Origin of the sequence: Solicola agrisoli (assembly GCF_049059935.1) — a bacterium.
In the GTDB taxonomy this organism is placed as follows: Bacteria; Actinomycetota; Actinomycetes; order Propionibacteriales; family Nocardioidaceae; genus JAURVT01.
The window spans coordinates 87,218-111,881 of record NZ_JBMGQR010000005.1; the positions used below are offsets into that span (position 1 = coordinate 87,218).

General features: G+C 71.8%; 25 protein-coding genes. 1 reads left to right on the plus strand and 24 read right to left on the minus strand.

Annotated elements, in window-relative coordinates:
• Nucleotides 1-39: 39 nt before the first annotated feature.
• The 11 genes from ACI6PP_RS03545 to ACI6PP_RS03595 all read right to left on the minus strand — a co-directional run bounded on the left by ACI6PP_RS03545 (nt 40) and on the right by ACI6PP_RS03595 (nt 9,639).
• On the minus strand, nt 40-1,023 hold the full coding sequence (locus ACI6PP_RS03545) for a glycine betaine ABC transporter substrate-binding protein (protein ID WP_421109147.1): 984 nt from the start codon (nt 1,021-1,023) through the stop codon (nt 40-42).
• On the minus strand, nt 1,020-1,820 hold the full coding sequence (locus tag ACI6PP_RS03550) for an ABC transporter permease (RefSeq protein ID WP_421109149.1): 801 nt from the start codon (nt 1,818-1,820) through the stop codon (nt 1,020-1,022). The genes ACI6PP_RS03545 and ACI6PP_RS03550 overlap by 4 nt, the downstream gene beginning before the upstream one ends.
• Nucleotides 1,817-3,037 (minus strand): betaine/proline/choline family ABC transporter ATP-binding protein, encoded by a 1,221-nt coding sequence (locus ACI6PP_RS03555; RefSeq protein ID WP_421109151.1) that lies wholly within the window; start codon nt 3,035-3,037, stop codon nt 1,817-1,819. Before ACI6PP_RS03555 ends, ACI6PP_RS03550 begins: the two co-directional genes overlap by 4 nt.
• Nucleotides 3,030-3,677, minus strand: a complete 648-nt coding sequence (locus tag ACI6PP_RS03560) for an ABC transporter permease (RefSeq protein ID WP_421109152.1) — start codon at nt 3,675-3,677, stop codon at nt 3,030-3,032. Before ACI6PP_RS03560 ends, ACI6PP_RS03555 begins: the two co-directional genes overlap by 8 nt.
• Before the next feature lie 148 nt (nt 3,678-3,825).
• Nucleotides 3,826-4,236, minus strand: a complete 411-nt coding sequence (gene nusB, locus ACI6PP_RS03565) for a transcription antitermination factor NusB (RefSeq protein WP_421109154.1) — start codon at nt 4,234-4,236, stop codon at nt 3,826-3,828.
• On the minus strand, nt 4,236-4,802 hold the full coding sequence (gene efp / locus ACI6PP_RS03570; RefSeq protein WP_421109197.1) for an elongation factor P: 567 nt from the start codon (nt 4,800-4,802) through the stop codon (nt 4,236-4,238). The genes nusB and efp overlap by 1 nt, the downstream gene beginning before the upstream one ends.
• Nucleotides 4,799-5,884, minus strand: coding sequence for a M24 family metallopeptidase (locus ACI6PP_RS03575; protein ID WP_421109156.1), 1,086 nt, complete (start codon nt 5,882-5,884; stop codon nt 4,799-4,801). Before ACI6PP_RS03575 ends, efp begins: the two co-directional genes overlap by 4 nt.
• Before the next feature lie 123 nt (nt 5,885-6,007).
• Complete coding sequence (aroB, locus tag ACI6PP_RS03580) at nt 6,008-7,114, minus strand: 3-dehydroquinate synthase (RefSeq protein WP_421109158.1); 1,107 nt, start codon at nt 7,112-7,114, stop codon at nt 6,008-6,010.
• Complete coding sequence (locus ACI6PP_RS03585) at nt 7,114-7,641, minus strand: shikimate kinase (RefSeq protein ID WP_421109159.1); 528 nt, start codon at nt 7,639-7,641, stop codon at nt 7,114-7,116. Before ACI6PP_RS03585 ends, aroB begins: the two co-directional genes overlap by 1 nt.
• The gene (gene aroC / locus ACI6PP_RS03590) at nt 7,641-8,819 is read right to left on the minus strand and encodes a chorismate synthase (RefSeq protein ID WP_421109161.1); all 1,179 of its coding nucleotides are present in this window, start codon (nt 8,817-8,819) and stop codon (nt 7,641-7,643) included. Before aroC ends, ACI6PP_RS03585 begins: the two co-directional genes overlap by 1 nt.
• 31 nt (nt 8,820-8,850) lie before the next feature.
• On the minus strand, nt 8,851-9,639 hold the full coding sequence (locus tag ACI6PP_RS03595) for a prepilin peptidase (protein ID WP_421109162.1): 789 nt from the start codon (nt 9,637-9,639) through the stop codon (nt 8,851-8,853).
• Nucleotides 9,640-9,669: 30 nt separating this feature from the next.
• Between ACI6PP_RS03595 and ACI6PP_RS03600 the strand changes: the two genes are divergently transcribed.
• Nucleotides 9,670-10,107: a GNAT family N-acetyltransferase gene (locus ACI6PP_RS03600; protein WP_421109164.1), complete on the plus strand. Its 438-nt coding sequence runs from the start codon at nt 9,670-9,672 to the stop codon at nt 10,105-10,107.
• A 293-nt stretch (nt 10,108-10,400) separates the two neighbouring features.
• Here ACI6PP_RS03600 and ACI6PP_RS03605 read toward each other — a convergent pair whose 3' ends face one another.
• From ACI6PP_RS03605 to ACI6PP_RS03665, 13 genes are all read right to left on the minus strand, one after another.
• Nucleotides 10,401-11,207 (minus strand): shikimate dehydrogenase, encoded by an 807-nt coding sequence (locus ACI6PP_RS03605; protein WP_421109198.1) that lies wholly within the window; start codon nt 11,205-11,207, stop codon nt 10,401-10,403.
• A 17-nt stretch (nt 11,208-11,224) separates the two neighbouring features.
• Entirely contained in the window at nt 11,225-12,367 is a 1,143-nt protein-coding gene (gene mltG / locus ACI6PP_RS03610; RefSeq protein ID WP_421109166.1) for an endolytic transglycosylase MltG, read from the minus strand.
• Complete coding sequence (gene ruvX / locus ACI6PP_RS03615) at nt 12,364-12,822, minus strand: Holliday junction resolvase RuvX (RefSeq protein ID WP_421109168.1); 459 nt, start codon at nt 12,820-12,822, stop codon at nt 12,364-12,366. Before ruvX ends, mltG begins: the two co-directional genes overlap by 4 nt.
• A 1-nt stretch (nt 12,823) precedes the next feature.
• Nucleotides 12,824-15,487 (minus strand): alanine--tRNA ligase, encoded by a 2,664-nt coding sequence (gene alaS / locus ACI6PP_RS03620; protein ID WP_421109170.1) that lies wholly within the window; start codon nt 15,485-15,487, stop codon nt 12,824-12,826.
• A complete protein-coding gene (locus tag ACI6PP_RS03625) occupies nt 15,487-15,768 on the minus strand; it encodes a DUF6167 family protein (RefSeq protein ID WP_421109172.1) in 282 nt (93 codons plus the stop codon). Before ACI6PP_RS03625 ends, alaS begins: the two co-directional genes overlap by 1 nt.
• Nucleotides 15,765-16,352: a hypothetical protein gene (locus ACI6PP_RS03630; RefSeq protein WP_421109174.1), complete on the minus strand. Its 588-nt coding sequence runs from the start codon at nt 16,350-16,352 to the stop codon at nt 15,765-15,767. The genes ACI6PP_RS03625 and ACI6PP_RS03630 overlap by 4 nt, the downstream gene beginning before the upstream one ends.
• A 62-nt stretch (nt 16,353-16,414) precedes the next feature.
• The gene (locus tag ACI6PP_RS03635; RefSeq protein ID WP_421109176.1) at nt 16,415-17,794 is read right to left on the minus strand and encodes a replication-associated recombination protein A; all 1,380 of its coding nucleotides are present in this window, start codon (nt 17,792-17,794) and stop codon (nt 16,415-16,417) included.
• Nucleotides 17,795-17,899: 105 nt separating this feature from the next.
• On the minus strand, nt 17,900-18,931 hold the full coding sequence (locus ACI6PP_RS03640) for an ABC transporter ATP-binding protein (protein WP_421109178.1): 1,032 nt from the start codon (nt 18,929-18,931) through the stop codon (nt 17,900-17,902).
• On the minus strand, nt 18,924-20,072 hold the full coding sequence (locus ACI6PP_RS03645; RefSeq protein WP_421109180.1) for an ABC transporter ATP-binding protein: 1,149 nt from the start codon (nt 20,070-20,072) through the stop codon (nt 18,924-18,926). Before ACI6PP_RS03645 ends, ACI6PP_RS03640 begins: the two co-directional genes overlap by 8 nt.
• A 4-nt stretch (nt 20,073-20,076) precedes the next feature.
• Entirely contained in the window at nt 20,077-21,069 is a 993-nt protein-coding gene (locus tag ACI6PP_RS03650) for an ABC transporter permease (RefSeq protein WP_421109181.1), read from the minus strand.
• A 112-nt stretch (nt 21,070-21,181) separates the two neighbouring features.
• Nucleotides 21,182-22,936, minus strand: coding sequence for an ABC transporter substrate-binding protein (locus tag ACI6PP_RS03655; protein WP_421109182.1), 1,755 nt, complete (start codon nt 22,934-22,936; stop codon nt 21,182-21,184).
• Between the two features lie 49 nt (nt 22,937-22,985).
• Entirely contained in the window at nt 22,986-24,014 is a 1,029-nt protein-coding gene (locus ACI6PP_RS03660; protein ID WP_421109184.1) for an ABC transporter permease, read from the minus strand.
• A 114-nt stretch (nt 24,015-24,128) separates the two neighbouring features.
• Nucleotides 24,129-24,664 (minus strand): amino acid--tRNA ligase-related protein (locus ACI6PP_RS03665; protein ID WP_421109185.1); only part of this gene is annotated, 536 nt, incomplete at its 5' end.

Genomic DNA, 24,664 nt, shown 5'->3' on the forward strand with positions numbered 1-24,664 from the left:
GTGGACGGGTGCCGTCTGGTACCGAGACGCTTTCGCGCGCTACTCCTTGACGAAGCCCTCCGAGACGAGCCAGTCCTTGGCCACGATGGCCGGGTCCTGACCCTCGACGTCGACCTTGGCGTTCAGGTCGAGCATCACCTCGTTGGTGAGCTTGGGGTTGATCTCGGAGAAGATCTCCTCGATCTCGGGGTACTCCTCCAGCACGTCCGTGCGCACGACCTCGGTGAGGTTGTACAGCGGGAAGAACTGCTTGTCGTCCTCGAGCACCCGCAGCTTCAGGCCGGGGATGCGGCCGTCGGTGGTGAACACCTCACCGAAGTTGCACGGCTTGCCGTCGGCGGTGGCGGTGTAGATGACGCCGGTGTCGAGGTTGGTCGAGCCGGCGATGGTCGAGTCGCTGAGCCCGTAGGCCTTGAGCATCGGCTGGAACCCGTCGTTGCGCTTGGCGAACTCGGACTCCACGCAGAACGTCAGCTCCTCCTTGGGCAGGTCCTTGAGCTGGGACAGCTTGGTGATGCCCAGCTCCTCGGCCTTGGCCTCGCGGATGGCGAAGGCGTACGTGTTGTTCATCGGTGCGGGCGGCAGCCAGGTCAGGCCGTTCTTCTTGTCGGCGTCGAGCACCGCCTGGTACTGCGCCTCCTCGCCCTTGACCGGCTTCTCGTTGCCGAGGTAGTTGATCCAGCCGGTGCCGGTGTACTCGGGCGAGATGTCGACGTCGCCCTTGAGCACCGCCTGACGGACGCCGAAGCTGCCGGGCGTGTTGGTCAGGTTGGTGACGTCGAACCCGGCGGTCGAGAGCACCGTGGACATCATGTTGCCGAGCACGAGCTGCTCGGTGAAGTCCTTCGCGGCGACCGTGAGCGGCTTGCCCTCGAGCTCGGGGTAGGCCTTGACCGATCCCGGCTGCGCGGTCAGGACCGCACCGCTGGCCGAGCGCAGGCCGCAGCCCGACGCCAGCAGCGCGCACGCCGACAGGCCGACGAGCGTGACCAGGAGCTTCTTGGCGGGGGTGGTGAGCCTCATGAGAGTCCCTTCGGCGCGGCGACCATCTCGGCGAGACGGGCCAGCCAGTCGATGAACAGGGCCAGGGATGCCACCAGGATCGCACCGACGACCAAGGTGACGTTCTGCTGCAGCTTGATGCCGGTGGTGATGAAGTCGCCGAGACCGCCGGCGCCGGTGAAGGCGGCCAGCGTCGCCGTGCCGACGATCAGCACCAGCGCCGTGCGGATGCCGGCCACGATCACCGCGAGGGCGAGCGGCAGCTCCACCTTGACGAGGGTCGCGAAGCCGGACATGCCCATGCCCCGTGAGGCCTCGATGAGCCGCTCGTCGACGCCGTCCAGGCCGGCCACGGTGTTGGCCACGATCGGCAGCGCGCCGTAGACGACGAGAGCCACGACCGCGCCCCAGTAGCCCAGGCCGAGTGGCGAGGCTGCTGCGAGGGCGATCAGGCCGATCGCCGGGGCCGCCTGGCCGAAGCCCGCGACGACGGTGATCGGACGCGCGAACCGGCGGAGCGGGCCGCGGGTGAGCGCGATGCCCAGCGGCACGGCGACGACGACGGTGATCAGGGTCGCCACCAGGCTGAGCGACATGTGCTCGCGCAGCCGGGCCAGGATGATGTCGATCGCGAGCGACCTGCGCTCGGTGTCGGTGATGTCGGCGGTGTTGACGTACACCAGCGACAGCACCACGGCGAGCACGCAGAGGACCGGCTGGACGACCCAGCGGACGAGGCTGGGACGGTCGGTCGAGACCGTGGTCTGGGTCGAGAGCTTCTCCCCCGCCTCCATGTCCAGGGTCGTCGTGGTGCTCACGAGGCGTTCCCGGCGAGCGGCGTCACGGTCTCGGCGCGGTGGGCCGCGCTCTGGATGTTCTGCATCGCCTCCATGATGGTCTCGACGCGGACGACGCCCTCGTACTTGTTGCGGCGCCCGGTCACCACGACGACGCCGTGGCTGGAGGTGAGCATCTCGTCGAGCGCGTCCTGCAGCGTCGAGGCGACGTTGACGACCTCGAGGTCCATGTTGCGCGACACGTCGCGCAGGAACCCGGGCTTGCTCTCGAGGTCGCGGACGTCCACCCAGCGCTGCGGGCGCTCCTGGTCGTCGAGCACGATGACCCACTCGCGACCGAGCTCGCGGGCGCGGGCGGCGGCCGCCTTCTCGTCGCCGCCGATCGTGGTGACGGCCGCCTCGTGCAGGTCGACGTCGCGGACGCGCGTCAGCGTCAGCTGCTTGAGCGCGGCGCCGTGGCCGACGAAGCCCTCCACGAAGTCGTTGGCCGGGTTGGCCAGGATCGCCTCGGGCGTGTCGTACTGGACGATCTCGGAGCCGACCTGCAGGATCGCGATCCGGTCGCCGAGCTTGACCGCCTCGTCGAAGTCGTGGGTGACGAAGACGATGGTCTTCTTCAGCTCCTCCTGCAGGCGCAGCAGCTCGTCCTGGAGCCGCTGGCGGGTGATCGGGTCGACCGCGCCGAAGGGCTCGTCCATGAGCAGCACCGGCGGGTCGGCGGCGAGCGCGCGGGCGACGCCGATGCGCTGCTGCTGGCCACCGGAGAGCTGGCGCGGGTAGCGGTCGCGGTAGGTGTCGGGCTCGAGGCCGACCAGGTCGAGCAGCTCGTCGACCCGGGCCTTGATCCGCGCCTTGTCCCAGCCCAGCAGCTTGGGCACGAGGGCGATGTTGTCGCCGACGGTGTAGTGCGGGAACAGGCCGGCGCCCTGGATGACGTAGCCGATGCGACGCCGCAGCTCGTCGGGGTCCTTGTGGGTGACGTCCTCGTCACCGATCAGGATCCGGCCGCTGGTGGGCTCGATCAGGCGATTGATCATCTTCATCGTGGTGGTCTTGCCGCACCCCGAGGGTCCGACCAGCATGACGATCTCGCCTGCGGGGATCTCGAGGGTGATGTTGTCGACGGCGGCGGTGCCGCCGCTGCCGTAGCGCTTGGTGACGCCCTCGAGCAGGATGCGCTCGCCGTGGGTCGCCGAGGTCGTGGCGGGCGTGGACGGCGTGACGGTGGACTCAGACACGGATACCCCTCGAGGTGGTGAGACGGGAGACGACACCGAGGAGGGCGTCGAGGATGACGGCGAGGATGAGGATCCCGACCGTCCCGGCGATGATCGAGTTGGTGGCGTTCGCACCGCCGAGGCGCGAGATGCCGGAGAAGATGTAGCCGCCGAGGCCGGGGCCGAGGACGTAGGCCGCGATGGCGGCGATGCCCATCAGCATCTGGCCGGAGACGCGGATGCCGGTCATGATGACGGGCCACGCGAGCGGGAGCTCCAGGCGGAACAGGGTGGTGACCCGGTTCATGCCCATGCCGCGGGCCGACTCGATGAGCGTCTGGTCGACACCTCGCAGGCCCACGATCGCGTTGCGCAGGATCGGCAGCGAGCCGTAGAACACGAGCGCGATCACCGAGGGCGTCACGCCCAGGGTGATCAGGCCGACCATGACGCCGAGGAGCGCGTAGGACGGGATGGTCAGGCCGATCGCGCTGAACGCGTTGGCCACGCCGGCCCCGACCGGGCTGCGGTACACGAGGACCGCGATCGCGAGGCCGAGGACGGTGGCGAGCACGAGAGACTGGACGACGAGGCTGAAGTGCTGCCAGGCGTCACCGAGAAGGACCGGCGCACGGTCTTGGACGAACTGGAAGAAGCCCATGGACTCCCCATTCTTGGGTGAGAGCCGGGGGCCGTGCCGGGTGGAGATGCGCTGCTGGTGTGCCCCCGTAGGTCATGGCACGGGTGGCAACTTACCGAGAAAGGTGCGCGATGGTCGCATGTCCCGCCCGGGACACGCGATCGTTACCTCATCGCGACAGGGTGGGCTTGACCTCGATCAGCCGCGACAGGAGCCCGGAGACGAAGCCGGCGGACTCGTCGGTGGACAGGTCGCGGGCGAGCGCCGCGGCCTCGCTGGCGGCGACGGCATCGGGCACGTCGTCGGCCCAGAGCACCTCGAACACACCGAGGCGCAGCAGGTTGCGATCGACCCCGGGCATGCGCTCCAGGCTCCACCCGTGGGCGTGCTCGCGCAGCAGCTCGTCGATCTGCTGGGCGTGCTCCTGGACCCCCTCGACGAGGGTGATCGTGTACGGGTTGACGGGCGGGTCGGCGGCGGCCACCCGCTCGGCGAGGGTCGCCCCGACGCCGACGCCCTGCAGCTCGCTCTCGAACAGGACGTCGAGCGCGCGCTTGCGGGCCTTGGTGCGAGCGGCCATCAGGAGCTGACGCGTCCGAGGTAGCTGCCGTCGCGGGTGTCGACCTTGACCTTCTCGCCGGTGACGATGAACAGCGGCACCTGGATCTCGCGGCCCGTCTCGAGCGTGGCGGGCTTGGTGCCGCCGCTGGAGCGGTCGCCCTGCAGGCCCGGCTCGGTGTACTGGATCGTCAGCTCGACCGAGGCCGGGAGCTCGATGTACAGCGGGGTGCCCTCGTGGACGGCGACCATCGCCTCCTGGTTGTCGAGCAGGAAGCCCGACGCGTCGCCGACGACCGACTCCGAGATCGGCAGCTGGTCGTAGGTCTGGCTGTCCATGAAGACGTACGCCTCGCCGTCGTGGTACAGGAACTGCATGTCGCGCTTGTCGACGCTGGCGATCTCGACCTTGACGTCGGCGTTGAACGTGCGGTCGACCGTCTTGCCGGACGCGACGTTCTTGATCTTGGTGCGCACGACGGCCCCGCCCTTGCCGGGCTTGTGGTGCTGGAACCACTGGACGGTCCACAGCTGGCCGTCGAGGTTCAGCACCATGCCGTTCTTGAGGTCGTTCGTCGTGGCCATCAGCCAAGCTCCTGCAGGTCGGTGGTCGCAGCGGTCAGCACGTCCGGTGGTCCGGCCGTCACGACGAGGGTGTCTTCGATCCGCACCCCGCCACGTCCCGTCAGGTAGACCCCGGGCTCCATGGTGGCGGTGGTGCCAGCGAGGAGTCTACCGTCGTGCTTCGGCCCGATGAACGGGTCCTCGTGGATGACGAGGCCGACCCCGTGGCCGATGCCCGTGGTGAACGCCTCCAAGAGGCCGGCGTCGTCCAGGACGGCGCGTGCGGCGGCGTCGGACTCGGCCACCGGGCGCCCCGCGACCATGGCCTCGACCCCGGTGGCCTGGGCGGCGCGGACGGCGTCGTAGGCCTCGCGCTGCCAGTCGGCCGCGCGCCCGACGACGACGGTGCGCGTGCAGTCGGCGTGGTAGCCGTCGACGCGTGCGCCGAAGTCGATCTTGAGCAGGTCGCCCGAGCGGACCTCGCGGTCGGTGGGCTGGTGGTGCGGGATCGCGCTGTTCGGGCCGGTGGCCACGATGGTGTCGAACGCGATCGCCTCGGCGCCGAGGCCGTACATCCGCCACTCCAGGTCGCGGGCGATCTCGCGCTCGGTGCGCCCGAGCAGCGGCCCGGCGTGGATCGCGGCGAGGGCCTCGACGGAGATCGCGCACGCGCGACGCAGCGCATCCACCTCGGTGTCGTCCTTGACGACGCGCAGCTCCTCGACCGCCTGCTCCAGGCGGGCCGGCGTCGCTCCCCTCGCCTCGAGCAGGTCGACGAGCGACGCGTGCGCGTCGACGCTGAGGGTGTGGGTCTCGAGCGCGACCGACCCGGTGCCGGCGGGCAGCGACTCGACCAGCCGGGCGAGCGTCGCGCGGTCGACCACGCGCTCGACGTCGGGCGCCTCGGCCAGGCTCTGGTCGGCGTACCGGCCGTCGGTCGCGAGCAGCGGCGTGCCGTCGGCGCCGACCAGCAGCGCCGCGTTGGAGCCGGTGAACCCCGTCAGGTAGCGGACGTTGACGAGCGTCGTGACCAGCGCCGCGTCGACCTCCCGCTCGGTCAGGATCGCGGCGAGTCGCGCGCGTCGGGCGGCGTGGACGTCAGGCATCCCGCCAGCCTAGGCGAGGGCGTCGCCGCGCCCCGGCGGTGCCTCACCCACCACGGCGGGGGTCGGCGGTGGCTGACCCACGACATCCGCGGCCGTGGTGGTGGGTGGGCCACCGCGTGAGGGCTAGGAGGAGATCTCGGCGTAGGCGGCGGTGAGGAGGGCCGGGTCGGGGCCGGGGAGGATCGCGGGCTGGGCGAGGGCGTCGAGGACGACGAAGCGCAGCTGGTCACCCCGGGTCTTCTTGTCGACGCGCATGGCGTCGTGCAGCTCGTTCCACTGACCGGGGCGGTAGCTCGTGGGGAGGCCGAGGAGGTCGAGGATCCGGCGGTGCCGGTCGGCGAGGTCGTGGTCGATGCGTCCGGCGAGGCGGGCCAGCTGGGCGGCGAAGCACATGCCGATCGCGACGGCCGCGCCGTGACGGAAGCCGTAGTGCTCGACGCGCTCGACGGCGTGGCCGAGGGTGTGGCCGTAGTTCAGCGCCTCGCGGCCGACGCCGCCAGAGGCGCCCGTCTCGCGCAGGTCGCCGGCGACCACCTCGGCCTTGACCCGGATGCCGCGGACGACGAGCTCGCGCACGACGTCGCTGCGGACGTCGACCGCCGCCTCGGGGTCGGACTCGACGAGGTCGAGGATCGCGGGGTCGGCGATGAAGCCGCACTTGACCACCTCGGCGAGCCCGCTGCGCACCTCGTTGTCGGCCAGCGAGCCGAGGGTGTCGAGGTCGCACAGCACGCCGGCGGGCTCGTGGAACGCCCCGACCAGGTTCTTGCCGGCCGCGGTGTTGACCCCGGTCTTGCCGCCCACGGCGGCGTCGACCATGCCCAGCACCGTCGTGGGCACCGTCACCAGACGGACGCCGCGGAGCCAGGTGGCCGCGACGAAGCCGGCGAGGTCGGTCGTGGAGCCGCCGCCGACGCCGACGACGACGTCCGAGCGCGTGAACCCCTGCTCCCCCAGGACGCCCCAGGCGAAGGACGCGACCTCGGCGGTCTTGGCCGACTCGCCGTCGGGCACCTCGACCGCGTGCGCCTCGTACCCCTGCGCGGCGAGCCGGTCGCGCAGGTGCGCCCCGGCGCCGGACAGGGCCGAGGGGTGGACGACGGCGACGCGGCGCGCGTCCTCGCCGATCAGCTCGGGCAGCTCTCCGAGCACGCCGCGGCCGACGACGACGTCGTACGGCGCGGCGGAGGCGACGCGGACCCGCTCGGGGTCGGTCGTCGTGGCGTTCATCAGGTGACCCGTCTGTCGGTGTCCGTGGCCTCGACCAGGGCGACGACCCGGGTCGCGACGTCCTCGGGGGCGAGGTCGTCGGTCGGGACCACGTGCGTGGCGACGGCGAGGTAGTGCGGACGCCGCGCCTCGAGCAGGGTCCTCATCTGCGAGCGTACGTTGCCGAGCAACAGCGGGCGGGCCGAGTCGAGGCCCACGCGCCTGACGGCCGCGGCCACGCCGACGTCGAGCAGCACGACGGTGTGCGCTGCGAGCAGCTCGCGCGTCGTGGGGTCGAGCACCGCTCCCCCGCCCAGCGCGAGCACGCCCTCGTGCTCGTCGAGGGCGAGCGCGACGGCGGCGGACTCCAGCTCGCGGAACGCGGGCTCGCCGCGGTCGACGAAGATGTCGGCGATCTCCGCGCCCTGGGCGGCGACGACGTCGGCGTCGGTGTCGCGCATCGGATCGCCCCAGTGGGCCGCCAGCAGCGCGGCCACGGTGGTCTTGCCGGACCCCGGGGGCCCGACGAGGACGACGCGGGGCGCCATCAGCGGACGGCGAGCGAGTCGAGGTACCCGGTCACGTTGCGGCGGGTCTCGGGCACCGAGTCGCCGCCGAACTTCTCGAGCACCACGTCGGCGAGGACCAGCGCGACCATCGCCTCGGCGACGATGCCGGCGGCGGGCACCGCGCACACGTCGGAGCGCTGGTGGTGCGCCTTGGTCTGCTCCCCGGTGGCGACGTCGACCGTGCGGAGCGCCCGCGGCACCGTGGCGATGGGCTTCATCGCGGCGCGGACGCGCAGCACCTCGCCGGTGCTCATCCCGCCCTCGGTGCCGCCCGAGCGGCCGGACGTGCGGCGCAGCCGGCCGTCGTCGGTGACGATCTCGTCGTGGGCGAGCGACCCGCGGGTGCGGGCGAGCTCGAAGCCGTCGCCGACCTCGACGCCCTTGATGGCCTGGATGCCCATCAGCGCGGCGGCCAGGCGTGCGTCGAGCCGGCGGTCCCAGTGGGCGTGGCTGCCCAGGCCCGGCGGGAGGCCGCGGACGACGACCTCGACGACGCCGCCGAGGGTGTCGCCGTCCTTGTGGGCCTGGTCGATCTCGGCGACCATCGCGGCGCTGGTCGCGGGGTCGTGGCAGCGCACGGGGTCGGCGTCGAGCGCCTCGACGTCGCCGGCCTCGGGCACCGAGCCGGCCGGCGCACGCACGGTGCCGAGCTCGACGACGTGGCTCAGCACCGTGACGTCGAGCGCCTGGTCGAGGAACGCGGTGGCGACGGCGCCGAGCGCGACGCGTGCCGCGGTCTCGCGGGCGCTGGCCCGCTCGAGGACGGGGCGCGCCTCCTCGAAGCCGTACTTCTGCATGCCCGCGAGGTCGGCGTGGCCGGGCCGCGGACGGGTGAGCGGGGCGTTGCGGGCGAGCGCCGCGAGGACCTCGGGGTCGACGGGGTCGGCCGACATCACCTGGTCCCACTTGGGCCACTCGCTGTTGCCGATGCGCATCGCGACGGGGCTGCCGAGCGTCGAGCCGTGGCGGATGCCGCCGATCACCTCGAGCTCGTCGGCCTCGAACTTCATCCGGGCGCCGCGGCCGTAGCCGAGGCGACGACGCGCGAGTGCCTCCTGCACCTGCTTGCTGGAGACCTGCACGCCGGCCGGGAGTCCTTCGAGCACGGCCACGAGCGCGGGGCCGTGGGACTCACCTGCGGTCAACCATCGGAGCATGGCGCAAGCATGTCACGGCGTGCGTGCGGGCTCAGGACCAGCCGACGGCACCGCCGATGGCCGGCGTGGCGACGACGCCGATCCAGGTGCCGAGCAGCAGGAACGGGCCGAAGGCGTAGCCCTTGCGGTCGACCACCTTGGCCACCGACAGCAGCCCGCCCACGACGGCGCCCACCAGGAACGCGGCGTACAGGCCGACGACCACCTCGTGCCACCCGAGCCAGCCGAGGCTCATGCCGAGGATGCCGGACAGGCGGACGTCGCCGTAGCCGATGCCGCGGCGGTAGACCAGCCACATCAGCAGGAACACCGCGAACACCGCCACCCACGCCAGCCCCGCCCGCAGCAGCGCCGACCACTCCCCCGACACCAGCGCCGCCCCTGCCAGCAGCAGCGCCATCACGGGGTACGACGGCGCGACGAGCCGGAACGGCAGCAGCCGGGTGGTCCAGTCGACGTACGACAGCAGCACGCCGAGCACGCTCAGGTACGCCCAGGCGGGCAGCGACGGGTCCGGCCCCAGCACCAGCCCGATCGTCCCGGACGCGACCGCGGCGACGACGCCGAGCCGCACCCCGAGGCCGGGCCGGGCGGCCAGCTCGGCGTACGGCACCTTCGCGGGCACCGGTGGGGCCGGGTCGTCCGCGACGGGCTCGACGCCGGCGACCGACTCGTCGACGACCTCGCCGGCGGACGGCGGGGCGTCCTCGTCGTCCGGTGGCGGCTCGGGCAGCCGCGCCAGCACGCGCGGCGCGAGCCAGCCGCCGGCTCCTCCCACCACGGCCATGACGAACGCGACGACGAGGTGGGCCCAGGACACCCGCCGAGCCTAGTGCGAGGATCGGCCACCATGACCGTCATCCACACCCTCGCGTGGGACGACCTCCCACCCCGCACGGCCTACGCGGTGCTGCGGCTGCGCGTCGACGTCTTCGTCGTCGAGCAGGAGTGCCCCTACCCCGAGCTCGACGGGCGCGACCTCGAGCCCGGCGCCCTCCACGTCGTCGCCACCGACGGCGACGACGTCGTCGGGACGCTGCGGGTGCTCACCGATCCCGACGGCGGCTCGCGCATCGGCCGCGTGTGCGTCGCCGCGTCCGCCCGCGGCTCGGGCCTCGCCGCCCGCCTGATGGAGGCCGCGCACGCCGTCACCGGTGAATCCCCCACCGTCCTCGACGCCCAGGCCCACCTGCAGCACTGGTACGCGCGATTCGGGTACGCCGCGGCGTCCGAGGAGTTCCTGGAGGACGGGATCCCTCACGTGACGATGCGGCGTTCTCTGGGCTGAGGGGCCCCTGCTGCTTCGGCGGCGGTCGCGGAGGACCGTCCGCTTCTGGCGGCCGGCGGAAAGGCGCAGCGAAGGCGGGCACGCGGTCCGATGGTCGGTCGGGTGCGGGCCGACGTCCGTGGGCCTGTGCGACCGATCCGTCTCACAAGCCGAGACGCCGGGCTGCAACCAGCCCGCACCCGACCGCCGACCACCGGCCGCGCCGCCCCTAGGTGCGCCCTTCCCGAGCCGCAAGCAGCCGGCGATCCGCCCGCGCGAGAAGCCGGGGCAGCAGCGGCCACCGAGCGCCACCGTCAGCGCGACCCCAGCTCCTCGAGCGCGGCGACGCGGAGGGCGTCGGCGGACACCTCACGCCCGGTCATCAGGCCCACCTGGAGGACGGCCTGGTGCGCGAGGAGGTCGAGGCCGGTGACGACGGGGACGCCGGCGGCCTCGGCGGCGGAGGCGACCGGGGTGGGCCAGGGGTCGTAGAGGACATCGAAGACGGCGCCCGCGCGCGACACGTGGGTCGGCGCACGGTCGGCGACGGACGCGCCGGGCACCGTCGAGACCAGCAGGTCGACGACGCCGGTGTGCTCGTGGGCGAGGTCGAGCACGTCGACGTCGACGCCGAGCCGCGTGCCCAGCGCGACGACCTCGGCCGCTCGGGTGACGTCGCGGACCACCACCTCGGCGCGCTCCAGGCCGCCTGCCGCCAGGGCGGCGAGGACGGACGCCGCCGTGGCCCCGCCGCCGAGCAGGCGCGCCGTCCGCACGCCGCCGACACCGCGCTCGGCCATGGCGGCCGTGACGCCCGGGACGTCGGTGTTGTCGCCGACGCGCCGACCGTCGGTCAGCACGACGGTGTTGGCCGCCCCGACCTCGGCCGCGAGCGGCGACACGTCGTCGAGCATCCCGAGCACCGCGCGCTTGAGCGGCATGGTGAGGGACAGCCCGCGCCACGAGTCGTCGAGCCCGTCGAGGAACGCCTCCAGGTCGGCCTCGGCGACCTCGTGCGCGTCGTACGTCCAGCCGTCGAGCCCGAGGCGCGCGTAGGCGGCGCGGTGCATGGCCGGCGACAGCGAGTGCGCCACCGGGCGGCCGAGCACCCCGCACCGCACGTCAGCGGCGCGAGGGCTCAGCACAGGTCGGACTTGCGGCAGTACGCGCGGAACTTCTCCACGTTCTTCAGGTGCTCGGCGTAGCTCGCGGTGAACACCGTGTCGCCGGTCTCCAGGTTCTGCGGCATGAAGTACAGCCAGTCGCCCTCGGCCGGGTTCAGTGCGGCCTCGATGGTGCGCTCGCCGGGCGAGCCGATCGGTCCGGGAGGCAGGCCGGTGTTGCGGTAGGTGTTGTACTTCGAGTCGACGTTGCGCTCGGCCTCGGTCGTCCACACGTCGCCCTTGCGCTGGCTGACGTAGGTGATCGTGGAGTCCATCTGCAGCGCCTGACCCTCGTCGAGGCGGTTGTAGATGACGCGGGCGACCTTGGGGAGGTCCTCGTCGCGCTTGGCCTCGTACTCGATGATGCTCGCCACCGTGAGCGCCTGCTCGGTGGTGATGCCCAGCGCCTTGGCGCGGGCGTCGATGTCGAGCGACTGCTCCACCTCGACGGTCTTGGCCACCATCTGCGACAGCAGCTCGGTGGCGGTGGTGTCGGGCTTGACCTCGTAGGTCGCCGGGAACAGGTAGCCCTCGGGGTTGTCGCGGGCCACCGCGGGCAGGCCGATCGAGTCGGGGTCGTCGAGGGCGGCGGTCAGCGCCTCCTCGGTGATGTCGGTGTTCGCCGCGATCCGCTCGACGATCTGCCCGACGCGGAAGCCCTCGGGGATCGCGACGGAGGTCTGCAGCAGGTTCGCGGTGTCGGAGAGCTCGTCGAGCGCCCACTTGGACGACATCTTCTCGCGCAGCTGGTAGGTGCCCGGCTGGATCGCCTGGGCGCGCTCGTCGGTGTTGGCGAGCTCGATGAAGGCGTCGACGCTGGCGACCACGCCCTTGGACTTGAGCGTCCGGCCGATGGCCGCGGCGGTGTCGCCCTGCTTGACCTCGACCTGCACCTCACCGGTGCCCTGCCCGCTGTAGTCCTCGGGGCCGTTGATCCACCCACTGACGGCGCCGGCGCCCTTGGAGACGCCGACGTACGCGCCGACGAGCAGCGCCGCCACCACGACCACGACGAACGCGCAGCCCCACGGCTTCCTCTTCCGGGGCGCGGCGCGACGGCCACCGCCGCCGCGTCGTCCGTCGCCCTCGTCGTTCAGGTCGAGTCCGATGCCGCTCACGCGATCACGTCCAGTGTCTCCCCGGGTGCGCGCCCACTGGCGCGCTCGGTGTCGAGGGCGTGCTGCAGGATCACTACTGCCGCCACCTGGTCCACGACGGCTCGCCGCCGCGCCCCCTTGCGTCCTTGCGATCGCAGCTGGTTCTCGGCGCTCACCGTCGAGAGCCTCTCGTCGACGAGGCGCACGGGTACGGGCGCCACGGCGCGGGCGATCTGCTCGGCATAGGACCGCACTCTACGTGCCGCGGGCCCGAGCTTCCCCGACAGTGACCGCGGCAGGCCGACGACCACCTCGCTCGCCTCGTGCTCGTGGGCGATGACGACGAGGCGCGCGATGGCGCCGTCGCCTGCGGCGACGGTCTCCACCGGGGTGGCGATGAGACCACTCGGGTCGCTCCTCGCCACCCCGATGCGGACGTCCCCGACGTCGACGCCGATCCGGGTCCCGGGCCGCACGTCAGGACCGCGCCGCCAGCGCCTGCTCCACGGCCGCGAGCGCCTGGGGCACCGCGCCGTTGTCGGCACCGCCGCCCTGCGCGACGTCGGCCTTGCCGCCGCCGCGACCACCGAGCGGCTCCAGCGCGGTGCGGACGAGATCGCCCGCTGAGACGCCGGCCGCCTGGCCCGCCGCGTTGACGGCGACGACGCACGCCGCCTTGCCGTCCTGGGTGCCCACGACCGTCACGACCGCCGGACGCTCGTTGCCGAGGCGTCCCCGCAGGTCGAGCGCGAGCGTGCGGACGTCGCCGCCGCCCACGCCCTCGGCGTGGTGGCCGAGGAACGTCACGCCGCCGACGTCGTGGGCCGACGCCACGAGCGAGGCACCGGACGCGAGCAGCTGGGCGGCCTTGATCCGCTCGACCTCCTTCTCGGCCACCCGCAGGCGGTCGAGCAGGTCGCGGACGCGTGCCGGCACGTCCTCGTGCTGGGTCTTGAGCATGTCGGCGAGCTGGGCGACGAGGTCGCGCTCGCGGGACAGGTAGCCGAATCCCTCGTAGCCCGTGACCATCTCGACGCGGCGGTTGCCCGCGCTCACCGAGCCCTCGCTCGTGAGCACCATGGTGCCGATCTGGGCCGTGCTCTCGACGTGGGTGCCGCCGCACAGCTCGCGCGACCACGCCCCGTCGATCTCGACGACGCGCACGATCTCGGGGTACTTCTCGCCGAACAGCGCCTGGGCGCCCATCGCGAGCGCCTCCTCCTTGGGCATCACCCGCGAGGTGACCGGGATGTCCTGGCGCAGCACGTGGTTGGCCTCCTGCTCCAGGGCGGCCAGCTGCTCGGCGTCGAGGCCGGAGCTCCAGCCGAAGTCGAGCCGCAGGAATCCCGGACGGTTGAACGAGCCGCTCTGCTGCGCCGACGGGCCGAGGTTCTCGCGCAGGGCGGCCCCGATGACGTGCGTCGCGGTGTGCGCCTGGCACGCGCCGAGCCGGTACTGCTGGTCGACGCGCGCCTCGAGCGTCGCGCCGGGGCGCAGGGTGCCGTCGAGCACGCGCACCTGGTGCACGACGAGACCGCCCACGGGGCGCTGGACGTCGAGGACCTCGGCGGTGCCGCCGTCCCACGTCAGGGTGCCCGCGTCGGCGCTCTGGCCGCCGGACTCGGCGTAGAACGGGCTGCGGTCGAGCACCACCTCGACGACGGTGCCGGGCGTCGCCTCCTCGGCGGTGCCGCCGGCGCTGATGAGCTCCTGGACGCCCGACTCGGTGACCAGGTCGGTGTAGGCGCGCCAGTCGGTGTCGCCGTGCTGCTCGAGCGCACGTCCGTAGACCTTGACGTCGGCCTGCTGTCCCTTCTTGGCGCGGGCGTCCTCGCGGGCGCGGTCGCGCTGCTGGGTCATCAGCGCCCGGAAGCCCGCCTCGTCGACGGCGAGCCCCTGCTCCGAGGCCATCTCGAGCGTGAGGTCGATCGGGAAGCCGAACGTGTCGTGCAGCTCGAACGCCTCGTCGCCGCCGAGCGAGGTGCGCCCGGACTCGCGGACGCGGCCCACCGCGACGTCGAAGATCTGGGTGCCCTTGGCGAGGGTGTCGCGGAACGCCTCCTCCTCGCCGTACGCGACGCGCTCGATCCGCGCGAAGTCGGTCTCCAGGGAGGTGTACGTCTCGGCCATCTTGTCCTTGGACACCGGCAGCAGCTCGGGCAGCGTCGGGTCCTCGACGCCGAGCAGCCGCATCGAGCGCACCGCGCGACGCAGCAGCCGGCGCAGGACGTAGCCGCGGCCCTCGTTGCCCGGGGTGACGCCGTCGCCGATCAGCATCAGCGAGCTGCGGACGTGGTCGGCCACGACGCGCAGGCGCACGTCGTCCTCGGGGTCGGCGCCGTAGCGCTTGCCGGTGAGCTCCTCGGCCTTCTCGATCACGGGGTACATGACGTCGATCTCGTACATGTTGTCCTTGCCCTGGAGCAGGAAGGCGACCCGCTCCAGGCCCATGCCGGTGTCGATGTTCTTCTTCGGCAACGAGCCGGAGATGTCGAAGTCGGACTTGCTGCGCACCGCGCTGAGCTCGTCCTGCATGAACACCAGGTTCCACAGCTCCAGGTAGCGGTCCTCGGCGCCGAAGTCGCCGTCGGCGCCGTACGCCGGCCCGCGGTCGTAGAGGATCTCCGAGCACGGGCCGCCGGGGCCCGGCACGCCCATCGACCAGTAGTTCTCGGACTTGCCCAGGCGGATGACGCGGTCGTCGGGCAGGCCGGTGACCTTGCGCCAGAGCTCGACCGCCTCGGCGTCGTCCTCGTACACGCTCGGGTACAGCCTGCTCTCCTCCAGGCCCCAGCCACCGTCGGCCAGCGGCTTGGTGACCAGGTCCCAGGCGAGCTCGATGGCGCCCTGCTTGAAGTAGTCGCCGAACGAGAAGTTGCCGCACATCTCGAAGAACGTGCCGTGCCGCGTGGTGCGGCCGACGTCCTCGATGTCGGGGGTGCGGACGCACTTCTGCACGCTCGTCGCGCGCGGCCCCGGGGGCTGCTCGTCGCCGAGGAAGTACGGCTTGAACGGCACCATCCCGGCGGCGACGAACAGCAGCGTCGGGTCGTGGGCGATGAGCGAGGCCGAGGGCACGACCTGGTGGCCGGCGTCCTCGAAGTGCTGGAGGAATCGACGGCGGATCTCCGCGGTGTCCATCAGGGACGGTCCTTGTCTTCGGTTCCGGCGGGCGTCTCGCCCTGCCGGGGGGTCTGTTCGAGGGCGGGTGCTGTCAGGCCGAGCTCGTCCGCGATCTGCGCTTCGCGCTCGGCCATCCCGGCTCGGACCTCGTGCCCGAAGGCCTTGAGGCCCTCGCCGAGGGCACCGGCCTGGTCGCTGATGCCCGAGGGCGTCAGCCGGTAGGCGATCCTGCGGGCCTTGACGGTCGTGTAGATGCCGGCCGTGGTGCCGGCGACGAACCAGGCCACCCGGGCCCTCACCGCTCGGCCTCGTCGGTCCGGGGCGTGCCCGAGCCCAGCCAGGCCTGCGAGGTCGCGAGGTCGACGGGGGCGGTGCGGGCGGCGCGACGTCCGGCCGCCTGGCGCAGGCGCTTGCGGCGGCGGAACTCTCGTCGGACGATGCCGCGGATGCGGTCGCGGCTCTCGGGGCGCAGCGCGTGCCAGACCCCGGCGCCGACCACGGCGGTGCGCACCAGGGGGCGTCCCATCGTGGCGTCGACGACCTCGGCGTGGGTGGGAAGCACCACGGTGCGCCCGTCGCGGGTGGTGACCACCACCTGGTCCTCGACCGGGAGGTCGTCGACGGGCTGATGGTCGACGGGCTGCGGCGCGGCGTCGGGACGCCGCTCGGGCAGGCTGGTGACGACGTGCAGCGGCTCGTCGTCGGGCGTCTGGTCGACCACGGGCTCGGGGGGCTTCACGCGAGCCGGCGCGGGCGTGGCCTCGCGCAGCCGCTGCAGCTCGTGGGCCATGCGCGACATGCGACGCGCGAGCACGGCGGCACCGAGGAGCGCGGCCACGGCGAGCACCGCGGCCACGACCGTCCACACCTCCTGGCCCTGCATGGGCACGACCCTACCCGCGGGTGCAGGTGCCGGTCACGACGGTTGGCGGCGCCGCGGCGACGTCAGCGCTCGTCCAGCACCTCGCGGATCCGGGCCAGCCGGTCGGCGTAGCCGGCCTCGGCGCCGCGTCGCGTCGGCTGGTAGTAGCGGGCGTCGGCGACGACGTCGGGGGCGTGCTGCTGCGGTGCCACGCCACGCGGGTCGTCGTGGGCGTAGCGGTAGTCGTGGCCGTGCCCGAGCTTCTTCGCGCCGGAGTAGTGGGCGTCGCGCAGGGACGGCGGCACGGGGCCGATCTTGCCGGCCCGGACGTCGCCGAGCGCCGCGCCGATGGCCGTCGTGATCGCGTTCGACTTGGGTGCCAGGGCGAGCGCGACGACGGCCTGCGCGAGCGTCAGCTGCGCCTCGGGGAACCCGATCATCGCGACGGCCTGGGCGGCGGCGACGGCGGTGGGCAGGGCGGTCGGGTCGGCCATGCCGATGTCCTCGCTGGCGAGGATCATCAGGCGGCGGGCGATGAACTTGGGGTCCTCCCCCGCCTCGACCATGCGGGCCAGGTAGTGCAGGGCCGCGTCGACGTCCGAGCCCCGGATGGACTTGATCAGCGCGCTGGTCACGTCGTAGTGCTGGTCGCCCTGGCGGTCGTAGCGCACGGCCGCGCGGTCGACGGCGAGCGACGCGGTCTCGACGTCGATCTCGGTGGACTCCCGCGACGCGGCGGCGCCCGCGGCGGCTTCGAGGTACGTCAGCACGCGACGCGCGTCTCCCCCGGCCAGCCGGACGAGGTGGTCGCGGGCGTCGTCGGTGATCGTGACCGCGCCGTCCAGGCCGCGCTCGTCGGCGATCGCGCGGTCGAGCAGCTCGCCGACGTCGTCGTCGGTGAGCGACTCCAGGGTGAGGAGCAGCGAGCGGGACAGCAGCGGCGAGATGACGCTGAAGTGCGGGTTCTCGGTGGTCGCGGCCACGAGCGAGACCCAGCGGTTCTCGACGCCGGGCAGCAGCGCGTCCTGCTGGGCCTTGCTGAAGCGGTGCACCTCGTCGACGAACAGGACCGTCTCCGAGCCGCCCTGGGCCAGCGCGCGGCGCGCGCCCGCGATCGTCTCGCGCACCTCCTTGACCCCCGCCGACACCGCTGACACCTCGACGAAGCGCCGGTTGGTCTGGTGGCTGACCAGGGAGGCGATCGTGGTCTTGCCCGTGCCCGGAGGGCCCCAGAGCAGGATCGTCATGGGGGCGTCGCCGGCGACCATCCGTCGCAGCGGCGAGCCCGCGGCCAGCAGGTGCTGCTGCCCGACGAGCTCGTCGATCGTCCGGGGACGCATCCGCACCGCGAGCGGTGCCGACGCGAACGAGGTGTCGGACAGGCTGCCGCCACCGGTCGCCGGTGCCGCCACCGGCGACGCGGGGATGTCGAACAGCCCGTCGGCCGACCCGGTCTCGCTCACCGTCCCACCCTAGACATCCCGCCGTCCGCCGATCCCCGCGCATCGATCCGCCGGTTGCCGTGACGCGCACCGGCGGATCGATGCGCGCCGATCGACGGATCGCGGCTAGGCGGAGACGGGGGCGACGATCGAGGTGTTGGGCTCGGCGAAGTGGCAGGCGACCTGGTGGCCGGTGCCGGCCGAGGGGCCGCGGCCGATCTGCAGGAGCGGGGGCTCCTCGGTGGCGCAGATGTCCTGGGCCTTCCAGCAGCGGGTGCGGAAGCGGCAGCCCGACGGCGGGTTGATCGGGCTCGGGACGTCGCCGGTGAGCCGGATCCGGTCGCGGCGACCGCCCACCTGCGCCTGCTTGACGTCGGGCACCGCCGACAGCAGGGCCTGGGTGTACGGGTGGTGCGGGCGCTCGTAGATCGTGTCGCGGTCGCCGATCTCGACGATCTTGCCGAGGTACATCACCGCGATCCGCGGGCAGAAGTGCCGCACGATCGCCAGGTCGTGGGCGATGAACAGGAACGCGATGCCGAACTCGCGCTGCAGGTCCTGCAGCAGGTTGATGACCTGCGCCTGGATCGACACGTCGAGCGCCGAGACGGGCTCGTCGGCGATCATCAGCTTGGGCTGCAGGGCCAGGGCCCGGGCGATGCCGATGCGCTGACGCTGGCCGCCGGAGAAGTCCGAGGGGTACCGGTTGTAGTGCTCGGGGTTGAGGCCGACCACCTCCAGCAGCTCCTTGACCCGGTCCATCGTCTTGTCCTCGGGCACGACCTGGTGGGTGCGCAATGGCGTCGCCACGATCGAGCCGACGGTGTGCCGCGGGTTCAACGACGAGTAGGGGTCCTGGAAGATCAGCTGGATGTCCTTGCGGTGCGGGAGCATCTGCTTCTGCGACAGCGGCGCGAGGTCGACGCCGTCGAACTTCATCGTGCCGCTGGTGGGCTCGTAGAGCTTGGTGAGCACCCGCCCGGTGGTGGACTTGCCGCAGCCCGACTCGCCGACGAGACCGAGCGACTCGCCCTTGTCGATCGAGAACGAGATGCCGTCGATGGCCTGGACCTGGCCGATCGTGCGCCGCACGAAGCCGCTCGACTTGACCGGGAAGTGCTTGACGAGGTCGGTGACCTCCAGGAGCGGCTCACTCACCGGACTCCTCCTTCGCCTGGGTGGGGGTGGTGGAGTCGTCGGCGCCGTCGGCCGTGGGGCCGTCCGGCTCGCCGACGTGGGTCTCGCCCTCGGCGTAGACCGGCACCTGCTCGAACAGGACGGTTCCGGAGTCCTCGAGGTGGCAGCGCTTGAGGTGGCCGCCGCCGCGTCCGCCCGACTCGAGCGGCGGCAGCTCGCGCGTGCACATGTCGCCCGGCACGAGGTGGGTGTAGCCGCAGCGCGGGTTGAACGCGCAACCCCGCGGCGGGCTGAGCAGGCTCGGCGGCGTGCCGGGGATCGGGTGCAGCCGCTCGCGCGGGTCGCCCACCAGGTCGGGCACGCTGGACAGCAGGCCGGCGGTGTAGGGCATCTCGGGGTGCGTCAGCACCTCCTTGCCCCCGCCGAGCTCGACGCAGCGCCCGCCGTACATGACGAGCACCTCGTCGGCCATCTCGGCCACGACGCCGAGGTCGTGCGTGATGATGACGATCGCCGAGCCGAAGTCGCGCTGCAGCTCCTGCAGCAGGTCCAGGATCTGGGCCTGCACCGTGACGTCGAGCGCGGTGGTGGGCTCGTCGGCGATGATCAGCCGCGGGTCGTTCACGAGCGACATCGCGATCATCGCGCGCTGGCGCATGCCGCCGGAGAACTGGTGCGGGAAGTCGTCGACGCGACGATTCGGCTGCGGGATGCCGACGCGCTCGAGCATCTCGACGGCCTTCGCGCGGGCGGCCTTCTTGGACACGTGGTCGTGGTGCGCCTTGTACCCCTCGACGATCTGGTCGCCGATGGTGAAGAACGGGTGCAGGGCCGTCAGCGGGTCCTGGAAGATCATCGACACCGCGTTTCCGCGCAGGCGCCGCATGCGGCTCTCGGCGAGCCCGACGACCTCCTGGCCGTCGACCTTGATCGAGCCGGTGATGTCGGTGCGCTCGAGGTCGTGCAGGCCCATCACGGCCAGCGACGACACGCTCTTGCCCGAGCCGCTCTCGCCGACGATGCCCAGCGTCTTGCCGAGCTCGACGGAGTACGACAGGCCGGTCACGGCCTGGACGACGCCGTCGCGGGTGGGGAAGCGCACCGTGAGGTCCTCGACCTCGAGGAAGGCAGGGGTGCGCAGGGAGTCCGTGGTCTCGGTCATGGTTTCAGAGCCGCACTCTCGGGTCGAGGGCCGCGTAGGCGACGTCGACGACGATGTTGGAGATGACGACGAAGGCCGCGGCGATCAGCACGGTCGCCGAGATGACGGGCAGGTCCTGCTGGCCGATGGACTGCAGCGCCTCCAGCCCGATGCCCTGGATGTTGAAGATCCGCTCGGTGAAGATCGTGCCGGCCAGGATCGTCGCGAAGTCGAGCCCGAAGATCGTGACGATGGGCACGAGCGCGGCCCTCAGGGCGTGCTTGAGCGCGACCCGCCGGTCGGTCAGCCCCTTGGCTCGCGCCGTGCGCACGTAGTCCTCGTTCAGGGCCTCGACCATCGATCCGCGGGAGTAGCGGACGTAGGCGGTCGTGTAGAACAGGCCGAGCACCAGCCAGGCCAGCAGCATCCCCTTGAACCACCCGCCGAGGCTGTCGGCGAACGGCGCGACGTACTTGGTCTCGGGGAACAGGCCCCACCTGCTCACCAGGAACAGGAAGGCGAGCAGCGCCACCAGGTAGTACGGGACGGCCGTCGCGAGCATGGTGAACCCCTGCAGCCCGCGGTCGAGGGGCTTGCCCCGGTTGCGTGCGGAGATCACCCCCACCGCGACGCCGACGGTGAGGAAGACGACCGACGCGCCCAGCGCGATCGACAGCGTGGCCGGGAACCGCGACCACAGGTACGGCGTGACCATCTCGAACTTCTTGAACGAGTAGCCCAGGCAGGGCGCGTGGCACTCGAGCGTCTGCGACCCGGACTGGATGTCACGCCCCGCGACGACGCCCTTGACGTAGGTGCCGTACTGCACGAGCAGGGGGTCGTCGAGCCCGAGGTTCCGCTCGATGATGTCGAGCTGCTCGGCGGTGCAGACGCCCTTGGAGCAGTACGCGAGCGCCGGCTGCGCGGGTCCCTTGGCGAAGATCGTGAACAGCACGAAGCTGACCGCGAGCAGGACGAGGACGCCGGAGATGACCCGCCGGAGCAGATATCCGAACACGAGTGGCCTTCCTGGGTGACGGGGGTCCTGGGCGTCGCTGTGGGGGCGGGGAGACCCCACCCCCACAGCAGCTCAGGTGAAACAGGTGATGCAGTCGGCTAGCGCCGGTGGATCACTTCTTGATGTACAGGTCCGACAGGACCGGCATGCCGCGGACGTTGTCGATGCCGACGCCGCCCACCTTGGACCCGTGGACGATCGCCACGCCGCCGTAGCCGATGGTGACGACCGGGTGGTACTTCTTCGAGATGAACTCGTCGAAGTCGCCCCAGGCGTCGTTGGCCTCGGTGCCGCTCAGCGTGTCCAGGATCTTGTCCTGCTGCTTGTCGGCGTCGGACTGCTTGAACTGGGCCTTGTTGGGCATGCCCTCCTGGCCGACCAGACCGCCGGCGAGGATCGCGGGGAACCACGAGCCACCCGAGGGCCAGTCCGAGCACCAGCCCGACGTGCGGACGTTGAGGTCCGCCGAGGCGTCGGACTGCGCGGCGCGGTTGGTGTCGGTGGTGGTGGCGACCGGGGTGGCCTTGAAGCCGGCCTCGGTCAGCGCCTGCGCGACGACGTCCTTGGCCTTGACCGACTCAGGGGCGTCGGTCTGGTACGGCCACTTGATCTCGAAGCCCTCGGCGCCGGCCTCCTTGAGCAGCGCCTTGGCCTTGGCCGGGTCGGTCGTCTGACCGTCCTGGCCGTCGATGGCCTCGAACTTCTTGCGACCCGCGGTGCCCGGGGGAAGGATCGACGTGGACGGCGCACGGGTGACGCCCTCGATGTAGCCACCGGCGCGCCACGCGGCGCGGTACGGGTAGGCCCAGGCCAGCGCCTCGCGGACCTTGACGTCGGTGATCTTGGTGTTGTCGAGGTACCACATGAACGTGCACGGCTGGGTGCCGATCGCCAGGCGCTTGGACTCACGCGCGCGGTCGTAGACCGACGGCGAGATCTCCGTGTAGTTGATCGTGCTCTGGCCGACGCCCTGGTCGTCCAGGACGACGTTGTCGATCTTGGTCTGGTCCTGGCTGAAGTTGAACTGGTACGTGTCGGCGTACTGGTGACGCGTGGTGTCCGTCGCCGGGTCCCACTGGTCGTTCTTGACCAGGGTCAGGCTCTGGCCCTTGTTGTACGTCTCGAACTTGTACGGCCCGGTGGCGAGCGGCTTGTTGCCGTACGCGTCGGGGTTGGTGTCCTTGGCCTCGGGGATTGGAGTGAAGGACGGGAAGGAGGCGTAGTACGGCATGTCGCCGAAGGGGCGACGCATCTTCAGGATGACCTTGTTGCCGTCGGTCTCGACGCCCGCGTAGTCGTCGCCGTCCTTGAAGGGACCCTTGTACTTGTCGCCGTCGAGGAAGAACGTCTGGTTGTAGGTCGGGCCGTCGGGCAGCTCCTCCACCGCGAACGAGCGCTTGACCGCGTAGGCGATGTCCTCGGCCTTGACCGCGGTGCCGTCCTCGTACTTCAGGCCCTCGCGCAGCGTGAACGTCCAGGTCTTTCCGTCGTCGCTGACCTGACCGAGGTCGGTGGCGAGGTCGGGGACCAGCGTCATCTGCTTGGTGTCGGGGTCGTACTTGTACTGGGTCAACGAGCGCGTGACCAGGTCGGACATGATCGCCGTCGAGTCGGTGTAGTACGAGCGCGTCGGGTCGAGCGTCTCGGGGGCGACGTTGGCGTTGACCGTGACGGTTCCGCCCGCGGTCGCGCCCTCGACGTCGGCCGCGGGGGCCGAGGCCTCGGCGTCCTGGCCCGAGCCGGCGTTGCCGCCCTCGCCGAGGGTCTCCCGGCCGCTGGGGTCGTCGCTCCCGCCACCGCCGCCGCACGCGGCCACGGCGAGGAGGGAGGCTGCGGCCAGCGCGGTTGCTGTCTTCTTGAGTCGCATCGAGTCAATGCCACCTTTCATGGGTCGATGCCGGTCGCCCTGACGCATGTCAGCGACGAGTCTTGGGGTCGAACGCGTCACGCACGGCGTCGCCGAGCAGGTTCAACGCGACGACGAGGGCCAGGACGCCGAGGATCGGCGCCCAGAGGTACAGGGGGTAGGTGTTGAACGCGTTGGCGTTCATCGCGTCGTTGATGGTCTGCCCCCAGGAGGGGTAGCCGGTCACGCCGATGCCGAGGTACGCCAGGCCGGCCTCGGCCGAGACGAACGTGGGCATGCTGAGGGAGAAGAACACGATGATCGGGGCCACCAGGTTCGGCAGCAGCTCGCGTCGCAGGATCGTGCGCGTGGGGACCCCGATGACCCGGGCGGCCTGGACGAACTCGCGCTCGCGCAGCGACAGCACCTCGCCGCGGATCAGGCGGGCGAGCGGCATCCAGCCGAACACCGACAGCACGAACAGCAGCGAGGCGAACTGCGCCACCGTCAGCTTGCCGGGCTGCGAGCCGTAGTAGCCGATGACGATCGGGGCGAGGATCAGCGCCACCAGGATGAACGGCAGCGACAGGAAGAAGTTGATCACCCAGTTGACGACCGTCTCGAGCCAGCCGCGGGCGAAGCCGCCGACGAGGCCGACGACGATGCCGATGACCGTGCTGGCGATCGTGGCCACCAGCGCGACGCCGATCGAGGTGCGCGCGCCGTAGAGCCACAGCGCCAGGTTGTCGCGCGCCAGGCTCGGCGACAGGCCGAGCGGGTGCGCCCAGGTGAAGTCACCCTTCGGCGGGCCGATGATCGGCAGGCCGTCGAAGTCGGTGCTGTCGAGCACGACGTTCGGGGCGGGGGTCTTCCAGGTGACGCCCCACAGCCAGCAGATCACGGGCGCGAGGAGCGCCAGCACCAGGAACACGACGATGACGACGGCGCAGACGACGGCGACCTTGTCGCGACGGAGCTGCTCCATCGCCTGCTGCACCGGCGAGCGTCCGGCCACCGCCTTCTCGAGCGCGGTGTCGGCAGCCGGGTCCGGCTCCAGCGAGTCGGCCGGGTTCTCCAGACCTGCAGACGAGATCGACACGTCCCACCCTTTCGTGCACAGCCGGGTCTCGGTGCGCCGCAAGCGACGATAGACGTCACCTTGCAACGAATCGAGACAGGCGCGGTCACGATTGGGACACGCTTGGGGCCGGTGTTACGCGCGCGTGTCGTCCGCCTTGCGGGCGTCGACACCGGCTTCCTTGCGCTGGGCGGGCGAGATGGCCGCAGGTGCTCCTGTCATCGGGTCCCACCCCGAGGACGCCTTCGGGAAGGCGATGACGTCGCGGATCGAGTCCGACGCCGTCAGCAGCGCGCAGATCCGGTCCCAGCCGAACGCGATCCCGCCGTGCGGCGGGGCGCCGTAGGAGAAGGCCTCCAGCAGGAAGCCGAACTTCTCCTGCGCCTCGGCCTCGTCCAGCCCCATGATCGCGAACACGCGACGCTGCACGTCCTCGCGGTGGATACGGATGGACCCGCCGCCGATCTCGTTGCCGTTGCAGACGATGTCGTAGGCGTACGCGAGCGCGCTGCCGGGGTCGGCCTCGAGCGAGTCGAGGCTCTCGGGCTTGGGCGAGGTGAACGCGTGGTGCACCGCGGTCCACGCTCCCCCGCCGACGGCGACGTCGCCCGACGCGGTGGCGTCGTCGGTGGGCTCGAACAGCGGGGCGTCGACGACCCACACGAACCGCC